Here is a 17,164-nt window from a genome sequence, read left to right as displayed (position 1 = left end):
AGCAGGGTACACTGTGCCCTGCCCAATCCATTGAGCACAACCGCTTTTTATTCTGATCTTTTCTTGTGGAGAATGTTATGCATTCCGATATCGTTACGCTGGCGCCAAACTTTGATGGCACCGGCCTTAAAATTGGCATTGTTGTTGCTCGCTTTAATGAAGATATCTGTCATGGTTTACGCGATCGTTGTCTTGATGAACTGATTCGCCTCGGTGTCAGTCCATCTGACATCGTTTTGTTAAGTGTACCTGGTGCATTAGAGATTCCCTTGGCGTTGCAGAATCTTGCCATGATGGAAGAAGAAGGTTTTGATGCGCTGATCGCTTTGGGCGCGGTGATTCGTGGTGAAACCTACCACTTTGAACTGGTTTCCAATGAGTCTGGCAGTGGGGTCACCCGTATAGGTCTCGATTTTGATATCCCCATCGCTAACGGTATTTTAACGACCGAAAACGATGAGCAAGCGTTGGCACGTTTAGACAAGGCGCGTGAATGCGCGCAATGTGCGGTGGAAATGGCCAACTTACAACGAGGATTGATCGAATTATGAAAACCGCCCGCCGCCGTGCTCGTGAGTTTGCCGTCCAAGGTATTTACCAATGGCAACTGAATGGTTTAACTGCCTCGGCCATTGAAGCGCATTTGAAAGAAAATGACAGCTTCCGTAAAGCTGATGAAGCGTTATTCCGCACCTTGTTGTTCGGTGTGATTAACTATCACAGCGATCTTGATGGTGCATTAGCTCGTTTTTATGAACGGGCCCCCGATGAGGTCAGCCCCGTTGAGCGCGCCATTCTGCGCATGGGCGCATTAGAGCTGCTGCGCCATCCAGAAACCCCCTCGCCAGTGATCATTAACGAGGCGATTGAAATTGCAAAAACGTTTGGCGGTACGGATGGCCATCGTTTTGTGAACGGGGTGTTAGATAAATTGGCAGCAGAAGTCCGCGCCGAAGAAAAACAAGCGCAGCGTCGGCCACGACCTGCGGCTATGCCTGCTGATGAATGAATTTGAACTGATTCGCCATTATTTCACCCGCCCCGTGTCACATACTCGACTTGGGGTGGGGGATGATGCGGCTATTTTCAGTCCACGACAGGGGTATGAGTTACATGTCTCTGTCGATATGCTGGTGGCGGGACGGCATTTTTTCCCTGATGTCGATCCGTACAAGCTGGGACATAAAACACTGGCGGTAAATTTGTCTGATATGGCTGCGATGGGAGCAACGCCAAAATGGGTATTGCTCGCTGCCGCTTTACCGACGGTCAATCAAGATTGGGTAGCCGATTTTGCTAGGGGGTTTTTTGCCCTTGCTGACCGTTATCAGGTAGATGTTATCGGAGGTGATACCACGCGTGGGCCGTTGACTTTATCAGTCACTATTATCGGTGAAACGCCACACGGTTGTGCCCTGCGGCGCGATCAAGCACAGGTAGGTGATGATATTTGGCTGAGTGGTACGGTGGGTTGTGCTGCCATTGGCTTGACGTATCGCCAACAACAACTCTCCCTTACACCAGCAGAGCAACACCATGCACTGATGGCATTAGAACAGCCGGAACCACGTGTGGCACTCGGTCAGGCTTTGCTGTCATGCGCTCATGCTGCGATTGATGTATCAGATGGGCTGTTGGCGGATTTAGGTCATATTTTGCAGCGATCCGGTGGTTTGGGCGCCACGTTGTGGTGGGATCAAATACCAGTTAATCCTCTATGGCAACATGCTTCATGGTTTAAACCAGAATGGGCGTTGGCAGGGGGGGACGACTATGAGCTGTGTTTCACCGCGCCAGCCACCGCCAGACAAGCCATCGTTGATATCGCTCATCGCGTTGGGGTTCCGGTTTCTCGTATTGGTCAGGTCGAAGCGGCTCATACCGGTACGGTGGTGCTCGATACACACGGGCAGCCGATGCCAATAGAAAGGACCGGTTTTGACCATTTCGCGACGAGCTGATTGGAACTTCATCCTTTCTCATCCTGCCTATTTTATCGCTTTCGGTTTTGGTAGCGGCCTTGCTCCCTCTGCCCCGGGTACCGCAGGAACGCTGTTTGCCCTGCCTATGTTTGCTGCTTTTTTGTTGTTGGGGTTTACCCAACAGGCGTTGGCATGGGCCTGTATTCCGGCGTTTTTGGTGGGTTGTTGGATTTGTGAGATCACAGGTAAGGCGTTAGGGCATCCCGATCATGGTGGCATGGTGTGGGATGAGATGGTGTCTATGTGGCTGTTGCTGTCTTTCTTACCGACTAATGCCATGACGTGGTCTGTGGCTTTTATCGTATTCCGGTTTTTTGACACGATTAAGCCTTGGCCGATTAGCTGGCTTGATCGTCGGGTCAAGGGTGGTATCGGGGTGATGTTGGATGATCTGATTGCCGCAGGCTTTTCGCTCTTGGTCATGACCATCGTATTACAAAACGATCTGATTTAAGTCTCTTTTCTTGGTACTGGTAATTGGTGCTGACTTACACTATATTGCACCAATAGTATGAATATTGATGCGGTTTAACCCAAAAGGACACTCACCATGAAAACTGTTCGTAAAACCATTACCTTGACCGATCAGCAAGATAACTGGATCAAAGCACAAATTAGCACAGGGCGTTATACGAATGACAGTGAGTTTATTCGTGATTTGATTCGGCGAGAGCAAGAACGCAGCCTTGAAATGGAGGCAATTCGTACCGCGTTGATTGAAGGCGAGGCCAGCGGCGAACCCAAGCCCTTTAATGCAGAGGCTTTCAAACAAAAGATGAGCCAACAACATGGCTGAGTATCGCTTAAGCCCTGCTGCCGAGCGTGATTTAGAGGCAATCTGGCTATACACCAACCAACAATGGGGTATAGAACAAGCCAATCGCTATATTGATCTGCTCACATCGGCTTTTTCTGAGTTAGCACAGACACCTAAGATCGCACCTGCTTGCGACTATATTCGTTCGGGCTATCGTCGTCAGAATGTTGAACGTCACACAATTTACTTTCGTTTAACAACCTACGGCATTGCAATTATTCGGATTCTGCACGAACGTATGGACGCAGCTCGTCATCTCTCATAAAAAATGTTGCCACAGAATACTGAGCCATTTATCTATGCGCCGCCCTCGGCACCGCTAGAATGGCTCCACATCGATCCAGACTTTGTCATCATCAACAAACCAGCGGGTTTGCTGTCGCAACCTGGCCGCGATCCTAACCACTATGACAGCGCATGGTCGCGTGTCAGACAACAATATCCAACCGCAGAACTGGTTCACCGTTTAGATATGGATACCTCGGGCATTTTGTTATTTAGCCTGAACAAAAACTGCGAACGCAGCTTAAAAATTCAATTTCAACAACGGCAAACCAAAAAACGCTATCTCGCTGAAGTGTCGGGGCTATTACCTTCAAAACAGGGGGAAGTGGATCTGCCATTGATTTGTGATTGGCCAAGACGCCCGTTGCAAAAAGTCTGCTTCGAACACGGCAAACCCTCACAAACCTTATACCGTGTCTTAGCACAGGATGACACTCGCACCCGTGTCGCACTCTATCCTGTCACCGGACGCTCACACCAATTACGGGTTCACATGCTGGCGCTAGGGCATCCGATTATCGGTGATCGTTTTTATGCGCCGACAGAGGTGCAATTAGCCAGCCCACGCTTACTGCTTCACGCCGAGTTTCTCCAGTTTCAGCATCCTAAACAGCAATATGAAATAAGCTGTGTTGCCCCCTGTGAGTTTTAACTCGGTATAGGTGTGGCCTGCTGCGGTGTCGCACCGTGGCGGAGCTGGCGCATGGCGCGGTCTAACCCTTCCACTGTCAGGGGAAACATGCGGTTGTGCATCGCTTCTTTAATGAGACGAATCGAACCTGTCATGTCCCAAATCGGTTCTGCTACCGGATTTAACCATACCGCATGTCGGAAATGACTTAACAAGCGCCCTAACCAGACTGAGCCGGCCTCTTGGTTATGGTGTTCAACACTACCGCCGGGATAGAGGATTTCGTATGGGCTCATCGTGGCATCACCGACAATAATCAATTTCCAATCTTGCCCTAAACGATGCAACACATCCCAAGTTGACTCGGTTTCTTGCCACCGACGTTGATTATCACGCCACAGCTTTTCATACACGCAGTTGTGGAAGTAATAGGTTTCGAGGTGCTTAAATTCACTTCGGACTGCCGAGAAAAGTTCTTCACAGGTATGGATGTAGTCATCCATCGAACCACCAATATCAAACAACACCAATACCTTCACCGTGTTGTGCAATTCCGGCACAAACTGTAAATCTAAGAATCCGCCTTGTCTGGCAGTGGCGCGTAAGGTGGCATCCAAATCCAAAATTTCCGCCGCTCCCTCGCGAGCAAATTCGCGCAAGCGGCGCAGCGCCACTTTGAGATTGCGTGTGCCAAGTTCAACTTGGTCATCTAAATTACGAAATTCACGCTGATCCCACACTTTAACCGCACGGCGATGGCGTGATTCATGTTGCCCAATCCTGACACCGGCTGGATTGTAGCCATAGGCACCGAAAGGACTGGTGCCGCCGGTACCGATCCATTTATTGCCCCCTTGATGGCGTTCTTTCTGTTCTGCTAAACGTTCCTGTAAACGCCGCATCAGCTCATCGAAGCCCAACGCTTCGAGTGCTTTTTTCTCTTCTTCTGACAGAAATTTCTCAACCTGTTTACGCAACCAGTCTTCTGGAATGGCGGTTTTTAAATCTTGTAGGGTACTTTCAATGCCGTGGACGTATTGCCCAAATACTTGGTCAAAACGATCAAACCATTTTTCATCTTTCACTAACAGGGTTCGGCTGAGGTAGTAAAACTCGTCGATGGAGGCAAAAGCCAGCCGCGCTTGCAATGCCTGTAGCAACAGCAAAAATTCTTTTAGGCTGACGGGGATCGCGGCCTGACGTAGGGCAAGAAAAAAATCAATCAACATGGCGCACGTTGCTTTTCTGAAAGAGAGCAGTTAAGTTCATTAAAACGCTTGTTTGTCTCAAACTAGACAAGCCGCGATAACAATAACAGATGATTCGTTTTGATCTCACGAGGAAACCATGGAATCGGATTTTATTCGGTTGCGGCAGTGTTTTGCACAACAGCAACTCGCCGCCCGTCAACAGCCTTATCCTTCGCTTGCTCAGCGGCAAGGTGATTTAACCTCTTTGGCGCAACTACTGCTGGAATATCAACAGCCGTTACAACAGGCGTTGGCCGCCGACTTCAGTCACCGCAGTGAGATTGAAACACAGTTGGCGGAGATTTTTCCCAGTTTACAGGCGATTAAAGATGCAAAAAAGCGTTTACCTCGCTGGATAAAACCCGAAAAGCGCCATGTCTCGCTATGGTTTCAACCTGCTAGTGCACGAGTGATGCCACAACCCTTGGGCGTGGTCGGGATTATTGTGCCGTGGAACTATCCGCTTTATTTGAGTTTTGGCCCGTTGGTGGCTGCGTTAGCGGCAGGAAATCGAGCGATGTTAAAACTCTCGGAATACACCCCACAGATAGCAATCGTTTTACAACAAGCATTTCATCGTTACTTTAGTGAGGACAAGGTGGCGATTATCACCGGCGATGCTGCTGTTGCCGCTGAGTTTGCCCGACAACCGTGGGATCATCTGTTTTTTACTGGCTCCACCGCAGTGGGGCATAAAGTGATGCAGGCTGCCGCCGAAAATCTGACGCCGATTACCTTAGAGCTTGGCGGCAAGTCTCCAGTTTTTATTGCGCCAGAGGCAGACATTGCCCACGCCGCAGAACGGATTGCGGTAGGGAAGTAGGGAAATTACTCAATGCAGGGCAAACCTGTGTTGCGCCAGATTATGTGTGGGTACACGATAGCCAACAAGAGGCTTTTTTAGAACACTATCAACGTGCGGTGTGTCGTTACTATCCCCAGTTGCAACATAACCCCGATTACACAGCCATCATTCATTCTCATCACAAACAGCGTTTACAAAGTTTACTGACTGAAGCGGTTGAGCAAGGGGCAGAGGTGATAGAAATTAACCCTCTTGGGGAAGATTTCCACACCAGCCAAAAACTGCCCCCCTATTTAGTTCGCCATACCCACCCGACGATGCGGATCATGCAAGAAGAAATTTTTGGGCCGATTTTGCCGGTGGTGGCTTATCGCAGTGAAGAAGAAGTGCTAGCTTCCTTACAGGCGCAACCTCGGCCACTGGCGTTATATCTGTTTGATCGTAACCAAAAACGAATTCAACATTTCCTGCAGCATACGCACAGTGGCGGGGTGACAATTAACGATACTGTTTTACACGTGGCACAGGATGATTTACCGTTTGGGGGCATTGGTGCGTCAGGCATGGGACACTATCACGGTTATGAAGGGTTTTTAACCTTTAGTAAATTGAAACCCATTTTTCAGGTTGGACGCTATTCTCCCTTACCGTGGTTAAGTCCGCCCTATGGCAAACTGGTCAATACATTACTACGTCTGATGTTACGCAAATAAAGGGGAGAGGCATGGTTACTCGGCGCCGTTTCCTACAGTGGGGGGCTGCATCGGTTGTCATTGCTGGCGCTGGCAGCTTGATGACTACGTGGGATGACCCACCACATCCTGCACAATTTCCACCACCTGATGGCGGGTGGCAAATACTCCAACCGCAGCAGCAAGCATTTTGGCTTGCCTTAGCACCGGCGGTATTACATCCCTTATGGCCGGCCTCGATGCCACGGCAGCATGTAGAGCGATTCTTGCATCAACTGGATGGGGTGTTAGCCAACCTTGCCCATGAACAACAAGAATCGCTTAATTTGTTGTTGCAAGCGTTACGTAAACGCTTATTTCGTCATGTGATTGCTGGGGTCTCTCATCCATGGCAAGAAGCAACACGGCAAGAAGTCGAGGCGTTTTTACAAGACTGGCGCCATAGTTCGCTCACCCATCTACGGGCAGGCTATCAAGGATTAAAAACTGTGATTCTTGCTGCTTGGTATGCCGATAAACAAACGTGGCCACACATTGGCTATCCTGGGCCGCCTCACCTCAAAAAATAAAAAATAACGAAAAATAGATTCAGCAAGGGGAAACACACTGTGACACCAGATCCTTATCGTAGTGGACTATCAGCTGGCTGGCGCGTGATTGATGCAGCCGAATTACCCGGCACACTAGAGGCAGAATACGATGTTGTGATTGTCGGCTCGGGTGCCGGTGGAGGCATGGCGGCCAAATTGCTAACCGAAGCAGGGTTGCACGTTGCCATCATTGAAGAAGGACAATTGGCAACGTCTATCGATTTCGATATGAATGAAGCCAATGCTTATTCACAACTCTATCAACAAGCTGCCGCACAAAAAACCCGTGATATGGGAATTACCATCCTGCAAGGGCGGACGGTTGGCGGCTCAACAACGGTCAATTGGACCAGCAGCTTTCGGACACCCGCAGAAACATTGACCTATTGGCGTGATCGGTTGGATATGCGCGAATTCAGCCCGATCGAACTCAAACCTTGGTTTGAACAGGTAGAAAGCTATTTGGATATTCGGCCGTGGCAGGCAGATCCCAATGCGAATAATGTGGTGTTAGAGCGAGGTTGTAAAAAATTGGGGCTGAGCGTGGGACGAGTCAAGCGCAATGTCCGAGGCTGTTGGAATCTTGGTTACTGCGGCATGGGCTGTCCCACCAATGCTAAACGCTCGATGTTGACCACCACCATTCCGGCGGCGCTAGCGGCAGGCGCAACACTTTACACTCGCCTACGTGCCCAGCGGTTTATTGAGCGCAAAGGCAAAGTGGAAGTCTTACGGGCGGTGGCAATGCACGGTACCGATGGTCGCATTCCCAAACCAGGGCACACGGTTCTGTTTCGGGCAAAGCACTTTATCGTTGCGGCAGGGGCGATTGGCTCACCGGCTTTGCTATTGCGCAGCCAATTTCCCGACCCTTACAGCCAATTAGGTAAAAGAACCTTTTTGCATCCGGTGTGCCTGTCTGCCGCTGTGATGCCGAATAAGGTCGAAGCTTGGCAAGGCGCACCACAAACGGTTTATTCCGATCACTTTTTGCACCGTGATGAGATTGATGGGCCGATTGGCTACAAGTTGGAAGTACCACCGGTGCATCCCCTTCTTGCCTCAGTCACTTTGCAGGGGCATGGAGAAAGACACGCCGAGCTGATGCAGCAATACCCTCATCTTCATGTCATGATTGCCCTAATGCGTGATGGTTTTCATCCTGACAGCAAAGGGGGACACGTTATCTTGAACGCCGATGGTTCAGCGGTGTTAGATTATGTGATGACAGATACGTTGTGGGATGGGGTGCGGCGTGCGTGGTTAAGCATGGCAGAAATTCAATTCGCTGCTGGCGCGAAATCTGTGTTACCGATTCATGAGGCAGCCGAACCTTATCCTTCGTGGCAAGCTGCACAACAGGCAATTGCCGATTTGCCGTTAGCCATTCTTCAAGCCAAGTTAGTCAGTGCTCATGTGATGGGCGGCTGTGCCATGAGTGCAAGAGAAGAACAAGGCGTGGTCAATAGTTATGGCCGCCATTGGCAGGTCGATAATTTGTCGGTGATCGATGGTTCAATTTTTCCGACCAGTGTCGGTACTAATCCTCAGTTGTCGGTCTATGCCCTCGCGGTGCGCAATACCACCCGCTTAGCGCGGGAATTAACTGGCAAAACGGTTTCGCTGATTCCCGATAGTCCATAAAAAAGAACATGAGCCATACCCATATCGGGTAGCCGATAAAGAGCTGGAATAAAAATTCCATCGATTGCCCTGCCTTTCCGCCATCTGTCTTAAGTTAAGAAGTTAAGCTCAATGCAACAACATTTTGTTGTTCCTGCGATAGGGTGCTGCGTTGGTTATGTTGCAAAATCGCTCGGTGGTCGATACGCCATTGGGTGGACATCGCCCGTAAGACAAAGAATTCTTTTTCGCTGATGTATTCATCTGCTGCGATAAGATGAACAGCCAGTTTAAAGACTTCTGTTTGTAGGTCGGTATCATCGACTTCTTGCAACAGACTTTTCAGCGTTTGGTTGTCTAAAGAACATGCTTCAGTCCAAGAGAGATTGTGTTGGTAGCTCAGGTCTTCACAAAAGCCATTTAACACAGTTTCCCAAGCATCTGGTGAGTTGGAGAGGCGTTGCAACAGGTTTTGGTTTTTCAGCCAAGACAATTCTTCTTTTGCCAAGTGGCCATCAGCTAACATGACCAACACCAACAAACGCAACACCGACTGTTCACTGTTTTTAGGGTAACTACGCATAGTCTGTTCTCCTTGTGTGGATGATTTGCGTGTTGTTCACGCGACAGACGAAATGTAGCCCATTTCGCATTTCTAAAAAATCAGATATAAAAGAAACAATATTCAGAAAAAACAGAAGATAAAACCATGAGCCACAATTTTAGCTATCGTCATCTCTATTACTTCTGGGTTGTGGCAACTGAGGGCGGAATGGGAAAGGCGGCGAATCGTCTAGGCATGGCAATCCAAACCATCAGCACCCAAGTTCGCGAACTCGAAAAACAACTCGGCCATGAATTATTGCGTCCAGCGGGGCGCGGTTTGGAATTGACACCAGCAGGACGGGTGGCACTGCAACAGGCAGATCAGATTTTTCAGCTTGGGGAACAATTACCGCAACGCCTACGCGATGCAACACAACAAGCAAAGATCTTGTTACGTGTAGGCACTTCTGATGGCTTACCCAAAATCGTTGTCAGCCGTTTGCTCGATCCGATTATTCGATTGCCAAATATCAGATTGATCGTCGAAGAGGGTGAATTTGACGAGCTGTGTGGACAATTAGCCTTACATAAATTAGATGTTGTCTTGGCCGATCGCGCTTTGGGTGCCTATCCTAACCTTAAATTACATGACCACCAGTTAGGACGTTCTGCGCTGGCGTGGTATGCCACCGAATCACTGCTAGCGCAGCTCGGCCTGAATCCCACAGACAACGCTTTACCGCAATGCCTCGCACAACTGCCAATGCTATTACCCAGCCGCCATGCCGCAGTGCGGTTACGGATTGACCTGTGGTTAGAACAACACAATATTGTGCCTAATATCATTGGCGAGTTTGAAGACAGTGCCTTATTAAAAACCTTTGGTGCGCAAGGGCTTGGGGTGTTTCCTGCACCGGAGTGGGTGCATGATGATTTGCAACGGCGTTATGGCGTGCGTTATCTCGGTAAATCGGATGGACTGGAGGAACAGTTTTTTGCCATCGCCACCACCAAAAAAGTGCAACATCCTTTAGTCAGTCAATTACTCGCTGCTGCTGCCAGCCATCTGGAAGAAAGGCCTGCTTAACTTTTTAACCGACGGTAAAGCGTATTTCGACTAATCCCTAATTGGCGCGCCGCCTGTGACACGTTACCACCGCAAGCAGACAGCGCCTGTTCAATCGCTTGTTGCGATAGATGGTTGAGTGTGGTTGTGTTTGATTTTGGGTTGGATTGGTTAGAGATAGTCAGCGCACTCAGCATGTCATCTGACAAATGATGCCAATCAATCAGATTTTCGTTTTCTTCTAACAAGGTCACAGCGGTGAGCACTACGTTATTGAGCTGGCGCAGATTACCCGGCCAAGAATAGTTTTGTAGCGCGTGTTGCAGCGAGGGCGCAATGGTGCAAAATTTTTCTGGGCTGTGTTGTTGCAACATCATGCGTAATAAGATCAAAAAATCACTGCGCTCACGCAACGCCGGCACCACCAGCGCCATGCCATTTAATCGATAGTACAAATCAGCTCGAAACCGGTTGTGGGCAATGTCCTGTGGTAAATCACGATGGGTTGCACAGATAAGAGAAAAATCGACCTTGACCGCTTTTCCGCCACCAAGTGGCGTTACTTCTCGTTCTTGTAATACCCGCAATAAGCGACTCTGGAGAGACAAAGGCATATCACCGATCTCATCGAGGAAAAGTGTACCGCCGTCGGCTTCCACGATTCTGCCACGATAGCCCTCGCGCCGCGCCCCAGTAAACGCACCGGCGGTATAACCGAACAGTTCCGACTCAATCAATTGCTCTGGCAATGCCGCACAGTTAATAGCCACAAAAGGGCCTTCTTTTCGCTGGCCGCTGTCATGGATTGCCTTAGCAAACCATTCTTTGCCGACACCGGACTCGCCATGTAAAAGAATCGGAATCGCAGTGCCGGCGACTTTTCTCGCTTTGTGTACCAGCTTGTGGATGGCTTCATCGCCGGTATCCAGTCGAGACAAGGCATCTTGAACATGGACGGTTTTCTGATCTTGGGTCGCGTGTGTGTGTTTATTGGGCAACACCACCTGCACATATAAAGTCTTACCATTCATCAATGACATCGGTAACAAGTGGTGTAGATGTCTGTGTTGGGATAATTGTTGTTCTAACCACTGGCGCAGGGGGAACTGCGATAGCTCTATATAGCTGAGCTGCAACATCTCCAACGCGGCCCGATTCGCTGCATGTCCAATCCCTTGTTCTGACAACACAATAATGCCTTCGCTTACTGTGCCAATTCCCTTTGGGTGAGCATGAAGATGTAAACGCATGGCATGTTGATAACGCGACAATAACAATTTATTTTCGATCATCTGTGCCGCAGTTTTGACCAAGCCGCCGGTATGGGGATGATAGCGTTGGACTTCGCTCGAAATATCAATCACACCTAATATCTGGCCTTGTGGGTCATAAAGAGGCGCGGCGGTGCAGGTTAGGATGCTGTTTTGCTCTAAAAAATGCTCGGCCCCTCGGATAGAAATTGGGCTGTATTCGGCCAAAGCTGTCCCAATGGCATTGGTCCCACGATGATTTTCTTGCCACGAGGCACCAGGGGCTAAGGCGACTTGTTCAGCTTTCGGTAAAAAATCACCATCACCCAACACATGCAGCAGAGTTCCACTGTGATCGGCCAATACCACCATGCTGTTAGAGTGCTTCACTTGGCTAAATAGATGTTCCATCACCGGTTGCGCATGGCTGACTAATTCTTGGTGTTCTTCTAATCGTTGCTTGAGCTGGTTACTAGGCAATGCTGGTAAATCTTTTGCGGTGCGAATTGGTGACAATCCCGCTTTGGCACAGCGCAGCCAAGAGCGTGCTAAGCGATCATTAATCAATCCCTGCGGTAGGGCTTGATCGGACAAGAGATATTGGCGTGCGGTGTGTAAAGACGCTTCTAGTTCTAAAAACATGGCTGATGGCTCCTCGTTTTTCCTGCCTAATCTTGTTCAAGATTGAGAAAGGACGACTGTTTTCTTGGAAACAGTTTCGATTCGGGCAGTATAGAGCGCCATGCTGTCAGAGGTGAAAGTTATTGCACCCATTGCTCCATCAAGGGTGTATCAGTTGTTGCGTGACAGTGTGTCAATCTGAGACATTTTGCACAGCATTACCGCACCGCAATAATTTAATTTATTTCACAAAAACAAAACACTAGCTTCTTTTTCCGAGTTGGCACAGTGCTTGATACTGATAGAGCAATCGACGGTTCGTCGGTTTTATAACAACGAGGAGATTGAGCATGATTTACACCTTACCTGGTACCACCGGCGCAAAACATCAGTACAAAACCCACTATGACAACTTTATCAATGGCAAGTGGACACCACCGGTTCGTGGCGAATATTTCGATGTGATTACTCCCCTCACCGGCCAACCCTACACCAAAGCCGCCCGTTCCGGCGCTGATGATATCGAATTGGCATTGGATGCCGCCCACGCTGCTGCAGAAAAGTGGGGCAAAACCTCACCGGCAGAGCGTTCTAATATCTTGCTCAAAATTGCCGATCGTATTGAAGCCAATCTCGAATGCTTGGCCTATGTTGAAACCGTCGATAACGGCAAGGCGATTCGCGAAACCCTGAATGCGGATATTCCGCTGGCAGTTGACCACTTCCGTTATTTTGCTGGTTGCTTGCGTTCGCAGGAAGGTTCAATTTCTGAGATTGACGAAACCACCATCGCCTATCATTTCCATGAGCCACTGGGGGTGGTTGGGCAGATCATTCCGTGGAACTTCCCGATTCTGATGGCCGCGTGGAAATTGGCACCGGCACTCGGCGCAGGTAACTGCGTGGTGCTTAAACCAGCAGAATCAACCCCGATCAGTATTTTGGTGATGATGGAGTTGATCGCTGATTTGCTGCCACCTGGGGTGTTGAACATTGTTAACGGTTTAGGACGTGAAGCGGGGATGCCATTGGCGACCAGCCGCCGGATTGCCAAAATTGCATTCACAGGTTCCACCGCCACCGGCCGTGTTATCGCACAAGCTGCTGCCCAAAGTTTGATTCCAGCGACGTTAGAGCTTGGCGGTAAATCGCCTAACATTTTCTTTGCTGATGTCGCGGCACAAGATGATGATTTCTTTGATAAAGCAATCGAAGGTTTGGTGTTATTTGCTTTCAACCAAGGCGAAGTGTGCACCTGCCCAAGTCGGGCGCTGATTCATGAATCAATTTACGATCGCTTTATGGAACGTGTACTGGCACGGGTGCGGGCGATTAAACAAGGTAGCCCTCTCGATACTGAGACCATGATGGGCGCACAAGCTTCGCAAGAGCAAATGAATAAAATCATGGCTTACTTAGAAATTGGTCGTCAGGAACAAGCCGAGTGTTTGATTGGTGGTGATCGTGCGCATTTGGATGGCGAATTGGCCGGTGGTTACTATATCCAACCGACCTTGTTCAAAGGCCATAATAAGATGCGGATTTTCCAAGAAGAAATTTTTGGCCCAGTGTTAGCCGTGACAACTTTCAGCACCGAAGAAGAAGCATTGGCAATCGCTAATGACACACCTTATGGCTTAGGTGCTGGAGTGTGGAGTCGTGATGGCAATACAGCTTATCGCATGGGCCGTGGCATTAAAGCGGGCCGCGTATGGACAAACTGCTATCACGCTTATCCAGCTCATGCCACCTTCGGCGGTTATAAAGAGTCGGGAATTGGCCGTGAAACGCACAAAATGATGTTAGATCATTATCAACAGACGAAAAACCTGTTGGTGAGTTATAGCCCGAAACCGCTTGGTTTCTTCTAATCAATTACGATTAGGCAAATAGCCCTTGCATATGGCAAGGGCTATTTTTTAGCTTCTTTTCAGGGTAATTTGCATTACATCAGTACGTCCAGAGATAAATCCCGCCTCACAATAAGCAAGATAAAACCGCCATAGCCGGATAAACGCATCATCAAAACCTAAATTTTTCACCATCGCTAACTTATTTTCAAAATTATGCTGCCATCTACGCAAGGTTTCTGCATAGTCTTGGCCGAATAAAATGGGTTTGCTGGTGGTAAAGCCATGTAGCCGCGCATGAGCAATAAATTTTTCTACCGAAGGCAACATTCCACCCGGAAAGATATATTGCTGGATAAAATCGGTATTTTTCCGGTACGACTCAAATTTTCCATCTTCAATAGTAATAGTTTGAATAACTGCTTTTCCTTCTGGTTTAAGGCATTCCATTATTTTTTGGAAATAAATTTTCCAATATTGCTCACCAACTGCTTCAAACATCTCGATAGATACGATGTGGTCGTATTGTTGTTTTATTTTTTGGTAATCGGTTAATTGAAGTTTTCCACGGTCAGCAAAACCTTTGGCGGCTAATCTTTGTTCTGCCCACACTTTTTGTTCAGTTGATAGCGTCAACCCATCAATACGACAGCCGGTTTTTTCAATGGCGTACTCCATAAAACCACCCCACCCACAGCCAATTTCCAAAATATGGCTATTTTGAGTCAGGTTAAGTTGTTGCAATATTTGATCATATTTATTGATTTGTGCAGTTGTAAGCGGGGTTTTGTGATTGCCATGATACATTGCTGCAGAATAGCTCATCGAGCTATCTAGCCATAGCTGATAAAAATCGTTACCTAAGTCATAGTGAGCGTGGATATTTTTCCGGCTACCGCGTAAGGTATTGGCTCGGGTAAGATGTTTTAGCCAATAGCCCAATTTATGCCACCATTTACCTTCAATCAGTGGCGATAAAATCTTTTCATTTAATAGCGCAAGCAATAACAGCTGAGTCCAATCATCAGAATCAATCCAGCCATCTCGATAAGCTTCCGCCAAACCAATATCACCCTGAGTAATGATTTTACTCACTGCACGCCAATCACCGATATACACCACAGCATGTGGCCCAGGTTCAGCGGCAGAAAATAATAGGTGCTCGCCGTTGGGGGTATAGCAATCAAGAGAGCCAATTTGAATGTGCTGTAATAAATTGAACAAAAAGCGTCTGTGGGCTGGAATGTGGCTCATCTCAACAGCGGTTAATGTTGATGCACTCATTAGGAATTCTCCACAGAAGAAATCATATGACCTTTTTTGCCATAAAAAGGGGTTTTTTTGCGCCACAGTTTCATTGCTTGCCAATGAATCCGCAACCAAACCAATACGGTTTGCCAACCATATTGCCAAAGTAGCTTCGGTAACTGTTTATTTTCCAGTAAAACACATTCACCAGATTGCACAGCATAAAAAGCGCGTTTACGGTCAGTTTCACAATCGTACTCAATGCTAATCGTCAGTTGATTTTCATTGGGTGTAATAAATCTGAAGTAATAACAACCTGAGACTTGATAAAAAGGTGAGACATGAAATTTTTTTTCTTGGGCAAAAACATCACCAGAACGAATCGGCTGAAAATCATCATGATGCAGTAGGTAATCATGATGCTCACCAAAGGTATTATTAACTTCAACCCATACCGCGATCAGTTCTGAGCTCAGATTGTAAATAAAATAAAAACTGACTGGGTTGAAGACATAACCAAATAATCTAGGTTGCGTATGTAAAACAATCTTGCCAATTTCTGGTAGTTGGTTCTGTGTTAATTTTTCCGTTAACCACGGCAAAATTGGCTCGCCATTACGGGGGCCATGATTTTTTGGATGCCAGCTTAGGCCATACGACATTTTGTTAGTTTTACCATCCCATTTTTCTAATGGAATCGCCAACCACCAAAATGGATAACGAAAACTGTGTTTGCGTGGTGATAATCGCTGGTGCCACACATGGCCGGTATAAAGCAGTGCATCATTAACTGACATAATCTTTATTCCTTTCAGTCGTTAATGATGCAGCCGGTGTGTGCCGGTGGAACTTGATGCCGCCACGGTACTGTTGCGCCTAAACTCTGTGCGACCGCCATCCCTGCTTTTAAACCATCTTCATGAAAATCATATCCCGCCCATGCACCACAGAACCAACTGCGTTGTTGCCCTTGAATCGTGTGTAGGTGTCTTTGTGCAGCAATTGCTTCGGTGGTAAATACTGGGTGGGCGTAGTGAAATTCGGCAAAAATGTGTTTTGGGGTTTTATAGGGGTTGAGGCTCACCATGATTGGGGTGTTGACGGTGAGGGGTTGTAGCCGATTGAGTAGATAGGTCACCATAACCGCATCTTGTTCGTTTTCATGTTGTGCTGACATTGCACTGTAGTTCCATGCTGCCCAAGCGCGTTTTTGCTTAGGTAAAAAGCTTTCATCGGCATGTAGAACCGCATAGTTTTTTTGGTAGGAGATAGCAGAAAGGATGTTTTGTTCTGCTTCGCTAGGATTTGCCAGCAGTAACAAGATTTGATCGGTATGACAAGCAAAAATAACTTGATCGAAGGTTTCTCTACCCTCGCTGTGGAATAGCAACACTTCTTTATCGTTTCTAATGACCTTTTCTATTGGTTTTTTAATTTTTTGTCTGTTAATTGCGTAATAATTTTTTCAACATAGACCCGTGATCCACCCACCACGGTCTTCCATTGCGGCCGATCAGAGACTTGTAGCAAACCATGGTTTTGACCCGGTGCGCAACAAGCCCCGCCGTTCAGGGCGGGGAAGGATAGCCCGGTGCGCAACAAGCCCCGCCGTTCAGGGCGGGGAAGGATAGCCCGGACGGCGTAGCCGTCGAACACATTGCGGCGATACTTCGCCACAAAGACCAAATGGACGTGCATCTTGAACACGCAGTGCCGACTGCGCCTAATATCGTTGTCATCTCTCATAGACCAAAGTATCATTGATTCATGCAACGACTTCAAGCCTTCAAATACGAACTGGTGCCAGACGGCCATCAGGAGCGGCAAATGCGCCGCTTCGCTGGCTCGTGCCGGTTCGTATTCAACAAGGCGTTGGCGTTGCAGAAGGAGCGCTACGAGCAAGGCGAG

The 17,164-nt window shown here is 48.1% G+C and carries 20 protein-coding genes and 1 pseudogene; 14 read left to right on the top strand and 7 right to left on the bottom strand.

The genetic code is table 11. The annotated features are described in order from the left end of the window. Positions 1 to 77: 77 nt before the first annotated feature. The 7 genes from ribH (at position 78) to G465_RS0104790 (ending at position 3,736) form a co-directional block, all read left to right on the top strand. Positions 78 to 551: a 6,7-dimethyl-8-ribityllumazine synthase gene (gene ribH / locus G465_RS0104820; RefSeq protein ID WP_022653354.1), complete on the top strand. Its 474-nt coding sequence runs from the start codon at positions 78 to 80 to the stop codon at positions 549 to 551. After that, on the top strand, positions 548 to 1,009 hold the full coding sequence (gene nusB, locus G465_RS0104815) for a transcription antitermination factor NusB (protein ID WP_022653353.1): 462 nt from the start codon (positions 548 to 550) through the stop codon (positions 1,007 to 1,009). Before ribH ends, nusB begins: the two co-directional genes overlap by 4 nt. Next, positions 1,002 to 1,961: a thiamine-phosphate kinase gene (gene thiL / locus G465_RS0104810; protein ID WP_022653352.1), complete on the top strand. Its 960-nt coding sequence runs from the start codon at positions 1,002 to 1,004 to the stop codon at positions 1,959 to 1,961. Before nusB ends, thiL begins: the two co-directional genes overlap by 8 nt. Further along, entirely contained in the window at positions 1,939 to 2,436 is a 498-nt protein-coding gene (locus G465_RS0104805; protein WP_022653351.1) for a phosphatidylglycerophosphatase A family protein, read from the top strand. Before thiL ends, G465_RS0104805 begins: the two co-directional genes overlap by 23 nt. 96 nt (positions 2,437 to 2,532) lie before the next feature. Then, positions 2,533 to 2,778 carry a type II toxin-antitoxin system ParD family antitoxin gene (locus tag G465_RS0104800; protein ID WP_022653350.1) on the top strand — a complete coding sequence of 82 codons (246 nt, stop codon included), beginning with the start codon at positions 2,533 to 2,535 and terminating at the stop codon, positions 2,776 to 2,778. Beyond that, complete coding sequence (locus tag G465_RS0104795; protein WP_022653349.1) at positions 2,771 to 3,064, top strand: type II toxin-antitoxin system RelE/ParE family toxin; 294 nt, start codon at positions 2,771 to 2,773, stop codon at positions 3,062 to 3,064. Before G465_RS0104800 ends, G465_RS0104795 begins: the two co-directional genes overlap by 8 nt. 3 nt (positions 3,065 to 3,067) lie before the next feature. Then, on the top strand, positions 3,068 to 3,736 hold the full coding sequence (locus G465_RS0104790; protein ID WP_022653348.1) for a pseudouridine synthase: 669 nt from the start codon (positions 3,068 to 3,070) through the stop codon (positions 3,734 to 3,736). On the opposite strand, the gene G465_RS13560 is transcribed toward G465_RS0104790, so the two are convergent. Next, positions 3,733 to 4,944, bottom strand: a complete 1,212-nt coding sequence (locus G465_RS13560; RefSeq protein ID WP_022653347.1) for a vWA domain-containing protein — start codon at positions 4,942 to 4,944, stop codon at positions 3,733 to 3,735. The two genes, G465_RS0104790 and G465_RS13560, sit on opposite strands and share 4 nt — an antisense overlap. 118 nt (positions 4,945 to 5,062) lie before the next feature. Between G465_RS13560 and G465_RS16340 the strand changes: the two genes are divergently transcribed. Genes G465_RS16340 through G465_RS0104770 form a run of 4 tightly spaced genes read left to right on the top strand, consistent with a single transcriptional unit; the run spans position 5,063 to position 8,696 of the window. Beyond that, positions 5,063 to 5,788 carry an aldehyde dehydrogenase family protein gene (locus G465_RS16340; protein WP_211213671.1) on the top strand — a complete coding sequence of 242 codons (726 nt, stop codon included), beginning with the start codon at positions 5,063 to 5,065 and terminating at the stop codon, positions 5,786 to 5,788. Positions 5,789 to 5,832: 44 nt separating this feature from the next. Next, positions 5,833 to 6,483: an aldehyde dehydrogenase family protein gene (locus tag G465_RS16335; protein WP_211213676.1), complete on the top strand. Its 651-nt coding sequence runs from the start codon at positions 5,833 to 5,835 to the stop codon at positions 6,481 to 6,483. 11 nt (positions 6,484 to 6,494) lie between these two features. After that, the gene (locus G465_RS14995) at positions 6,495 to 7,031 is read left to right on the top strand and encodes a hypothetical protein (RefSeq protein ID WP_022653346.1); all 537 of its coding nucleotides are present in this window, start codon (positions 6,495 to 6,497) and stop codon (positions 7,029 to 7,031) included. A gap of 39 nt (positions 7,032 to 7,070) precedes the next feature. Then, entirely contained in the window at positions 7,071 to 8,696 is a 1,626-nt protein-coding gene (locus tag G465_RS0104770; RefSeq protein WP_022653345.1) for a GMC family oxidoreductase N-terminal domain-containing protein, read from the top strand. A 94-nt stretch (positions 8,697 to 8,790) separates the two neighbouring features. Here the strand turns inward: G465_RS0104770 and G465_RS0104765 are convergent, their stop codons facing one another. Beyond that, on the bottom strand, positions 8,791 to 9,258 hold the full coding sequence (locus G465_RS0104765) for a tellurite resistance TerB family protein (RefSeq protein ID WP_022653344.1): 468 nt from the start codon (positions 9,256 to 9,258) through the stop codon (positions 8,791 to 8,793). Positions 9,259 to 9,384: 126 nt separating this feature from the next. Here G465_RS0104765 and G465_RS0104760 point away from each other — a divergent pair, with 126 nt between their 5' ends. After that, positions 9,385 to 10,308: a LysR family transcriptional regulator gene (locus tag G465_RS0104760; RefSeq protein WP_027405174.1), complete on the top strand. Its 924-nt coding sequence runs from the start codon at positions 9,385 to 9,387 to the stop codon at positions 10,306 to 10,308. Here G465_RS0104760 and G465_RS0104755 read toward each other — a convergent pair. Beyond that, complete coding sequence (locus G465_RS0104755) at positions 10,305 to 12,179, bottom strand: sigma-54-dependent Fis family transcriptional regulator (protein WP_022653342.1); 1,875 nt, start codon at positions 12,177 to 12,179, stop codon at positions 10,305 to 10,307. The genes G465_RS0104760 and G465_RS0104755 overlap by 4 nt on opposite strands. A gap of 329 nt (positions 12,180 to 12,508) precedes the next feature. On the opposite strand from G465_RS0104755, the gene adh reads away from it, so the two are divergent. After that, a complete protein-coding gene (gene adh / locus G465_RS0104750) occupies positions 12,509 to 14,029 on the top strand; it encodes an aldehyde dehydrogenase (protein ID WP_022653341.1) in 1,521 nt (506 codons plus the stop codon). A 48-nt stretch (positions 14,030 to 14,077) separates the two neighbouring features. Here adh and G465_RS0104745 read toward each other — a convergent pair whose 3' ends face one another. The 4 genes and pseudogenes from G465_RS0104745 to G465_RS14990 all read right to left on the bottom strand — a co-directional run. Next, complete coding sequence (locus tag G465_RS0104745; RefSeq protein ID WP_245556749.1) at positions 14,078 to 15,358, bottom strand: SAM-dependent methyltransferase; 1,281 nt, start codon at positions 15,356 to 15,358, stop codon at positions 14,078 to 14,080. Next, positions 15,292 to 16,053 carry a DUF1365 domain-containing protein gene (locus G465_RS13545; RefSeq protein ID WP_022653339.1) on the bottom strand — a complete coding sequence of 254 codons (762 nt, stop codon included), beginning with the start codon at positions 16,051 to 16,053 and terminating at the stop codon, positions 15,292 to 15,294. Before G465_RS13545 ends, G465_RS0104745 begins: the two co-directional genes overlap by 67 nt. A gap of 14 nt (positions 16,054 to 16,067) precedes the next feature. Beyond that, positions 16,068 to 16,649: an NAD(P)/FAD-dependent oxidoreductase gene (locus tag G465_RS13540; protein ID WP_052165380.1), complete on the bottom strand. Its 582-nt coding sequence runs from the start codon at positions 16,647 to 16,649 to the stop codon at positions 16,068 to 16,070. A gap of 233 nt (positions 16,650 to 16,882) precedes the next feature. Continuing rightward, positions 16,883 to 17,002, bottom strand: a pseudogene (locus G465_RS14990) (IS200/IS605 family transposase); the annotation flags it as partial. A 21-nt stretch (positions 17,003 to 17,023) separates the two neighbouring features. Between G465_RS14990 and G465_RS16475 the strand changes: the two are divergent. Beyond that, on the top strand, positions 17,024 to 17,164 hold a 141-nt coding region (locus G465_RS16475), incomplete at its 3' end, for a helix-turn-helix domain-containing protein (RefSeq protein WP_155846489.1).

This window comes from Aquaspirillum serpens DSM 68, from assembly GCF_000420525.1.
Classification (GTDB): Bacteria; Pseudomonadota; Gammaproteobacteria; order Burkholderiales; family Aquaspirillaceae; genus Aquaspirillum; species Aquaspirillum serpens.
The sequence above is the reverse complement of the archived record's forward strand: the minus strand, read 5'-3'. Positions and strand labels throughout refer to the sequence as shown.

What these genes read in the sequence shown, in the direction of transcription:
- G465_RS0104790 (WP_022653348.1), top strand. Translation starts at nt 3,068, where the DNA reads ATGTTGCCACAGAATACTGAGCCATTTATCTATGCGCCGCCCTCGGCA.
- nusB (WP_022653353.1), top strand. Translation starts at nt 548, where the DNA reads ATGAAAACCGCCCGCCGCCGTGCTCGTGAGTTTGCCGTCCAAGGTATT.
- thiL (WP_022653352.1), top strand. Translation starts at nt 1,002, where the DNA reads ATGAATGAATTTGAACTGATTCGCCATTATTTCACCCGCCCCGTGTCA.
- G465_RS0104765 (WP_022653344.1), bottom strand. Translation starts at nt 9,258, where the DNA reads ATGCGTAGTTACCCTAAAAACAGTGAACAGTCGGTGTTGCGTTTGTTG.
- G465_RS0104760 (WP_027405174.1), top strand. Translation starts at nt 9,385, where the DNA reads ATGAGCCACAATTTTAGCTATCGTCATCTCTATTACTTCTGGGTTGTG.
- G465_RS14995 (WP_022653346.1), top strand. Translation starts at nt 6,495, where the DNA reads ATGGTTACTCGGCGCCGTTTCCTACAGTGGGGGGCTGCATCGGTTGTC.
- G465_RS13545 (WP_022653339.1), bottom strand. Translation starts at nt 16,053, where the DNA reads ATGTCAGTTAATGATGCACTGCTTTATACCGGCCATGTGTGGCACCAG.
- G465_RS0104755 (WP_022653342.1), bottom strand. Translation starts at nt 12,179, where the DNA reads ATGTTTTTAGAACTAGAAGCGTCTTTACACACCGCACGCCAATATCTC.
- G465_RS0104795 (WP_022653349.1), top strand. Translation starts at nt 2,771, where the DNA reads ATGGCTGAGTATCGCTTAAGCCCTGCTGCCGAGCGTGATTTAGAGGCA.
- ribH (WP_022653354.1), top strand. Translation starts at nt 78, where the DNA reads ATGCATTCCGATATCGTTACGCTGGCGCCAAACTTTGATGGCACCGGC.
- G465_RS16340 (WP_211213671.1), top strand. Translation starts at nt 5,063, where the DNA reads ATGGAATCGGATTTTATTCGGTTGCGGCAGTGTTTTGCACAACAGCAA.
- G465_RS0104800 (WP_022653350.1), top strand. Translation starts at nt 2,533, where the DNA reads ATGAAAACTGTTCGTAAAACCATTACCTTGACCGATCAGCAAGATAAC.
- G465_RS13560 (WP_022653347.1), bottom strand. Translation starts at nt 4,944, where the DNA reads ATGTTGATTGATTTTTTTCTTGCCCTACGTCAGGCCGCGATCCCCGTC.
- adh (WP_022653341.1), top strand. Translation starts at nt 12,509, where the DNA reads ATGATTTACACCTTACCTGGTACCACCGGCGCAAAACATCAGTACAAA.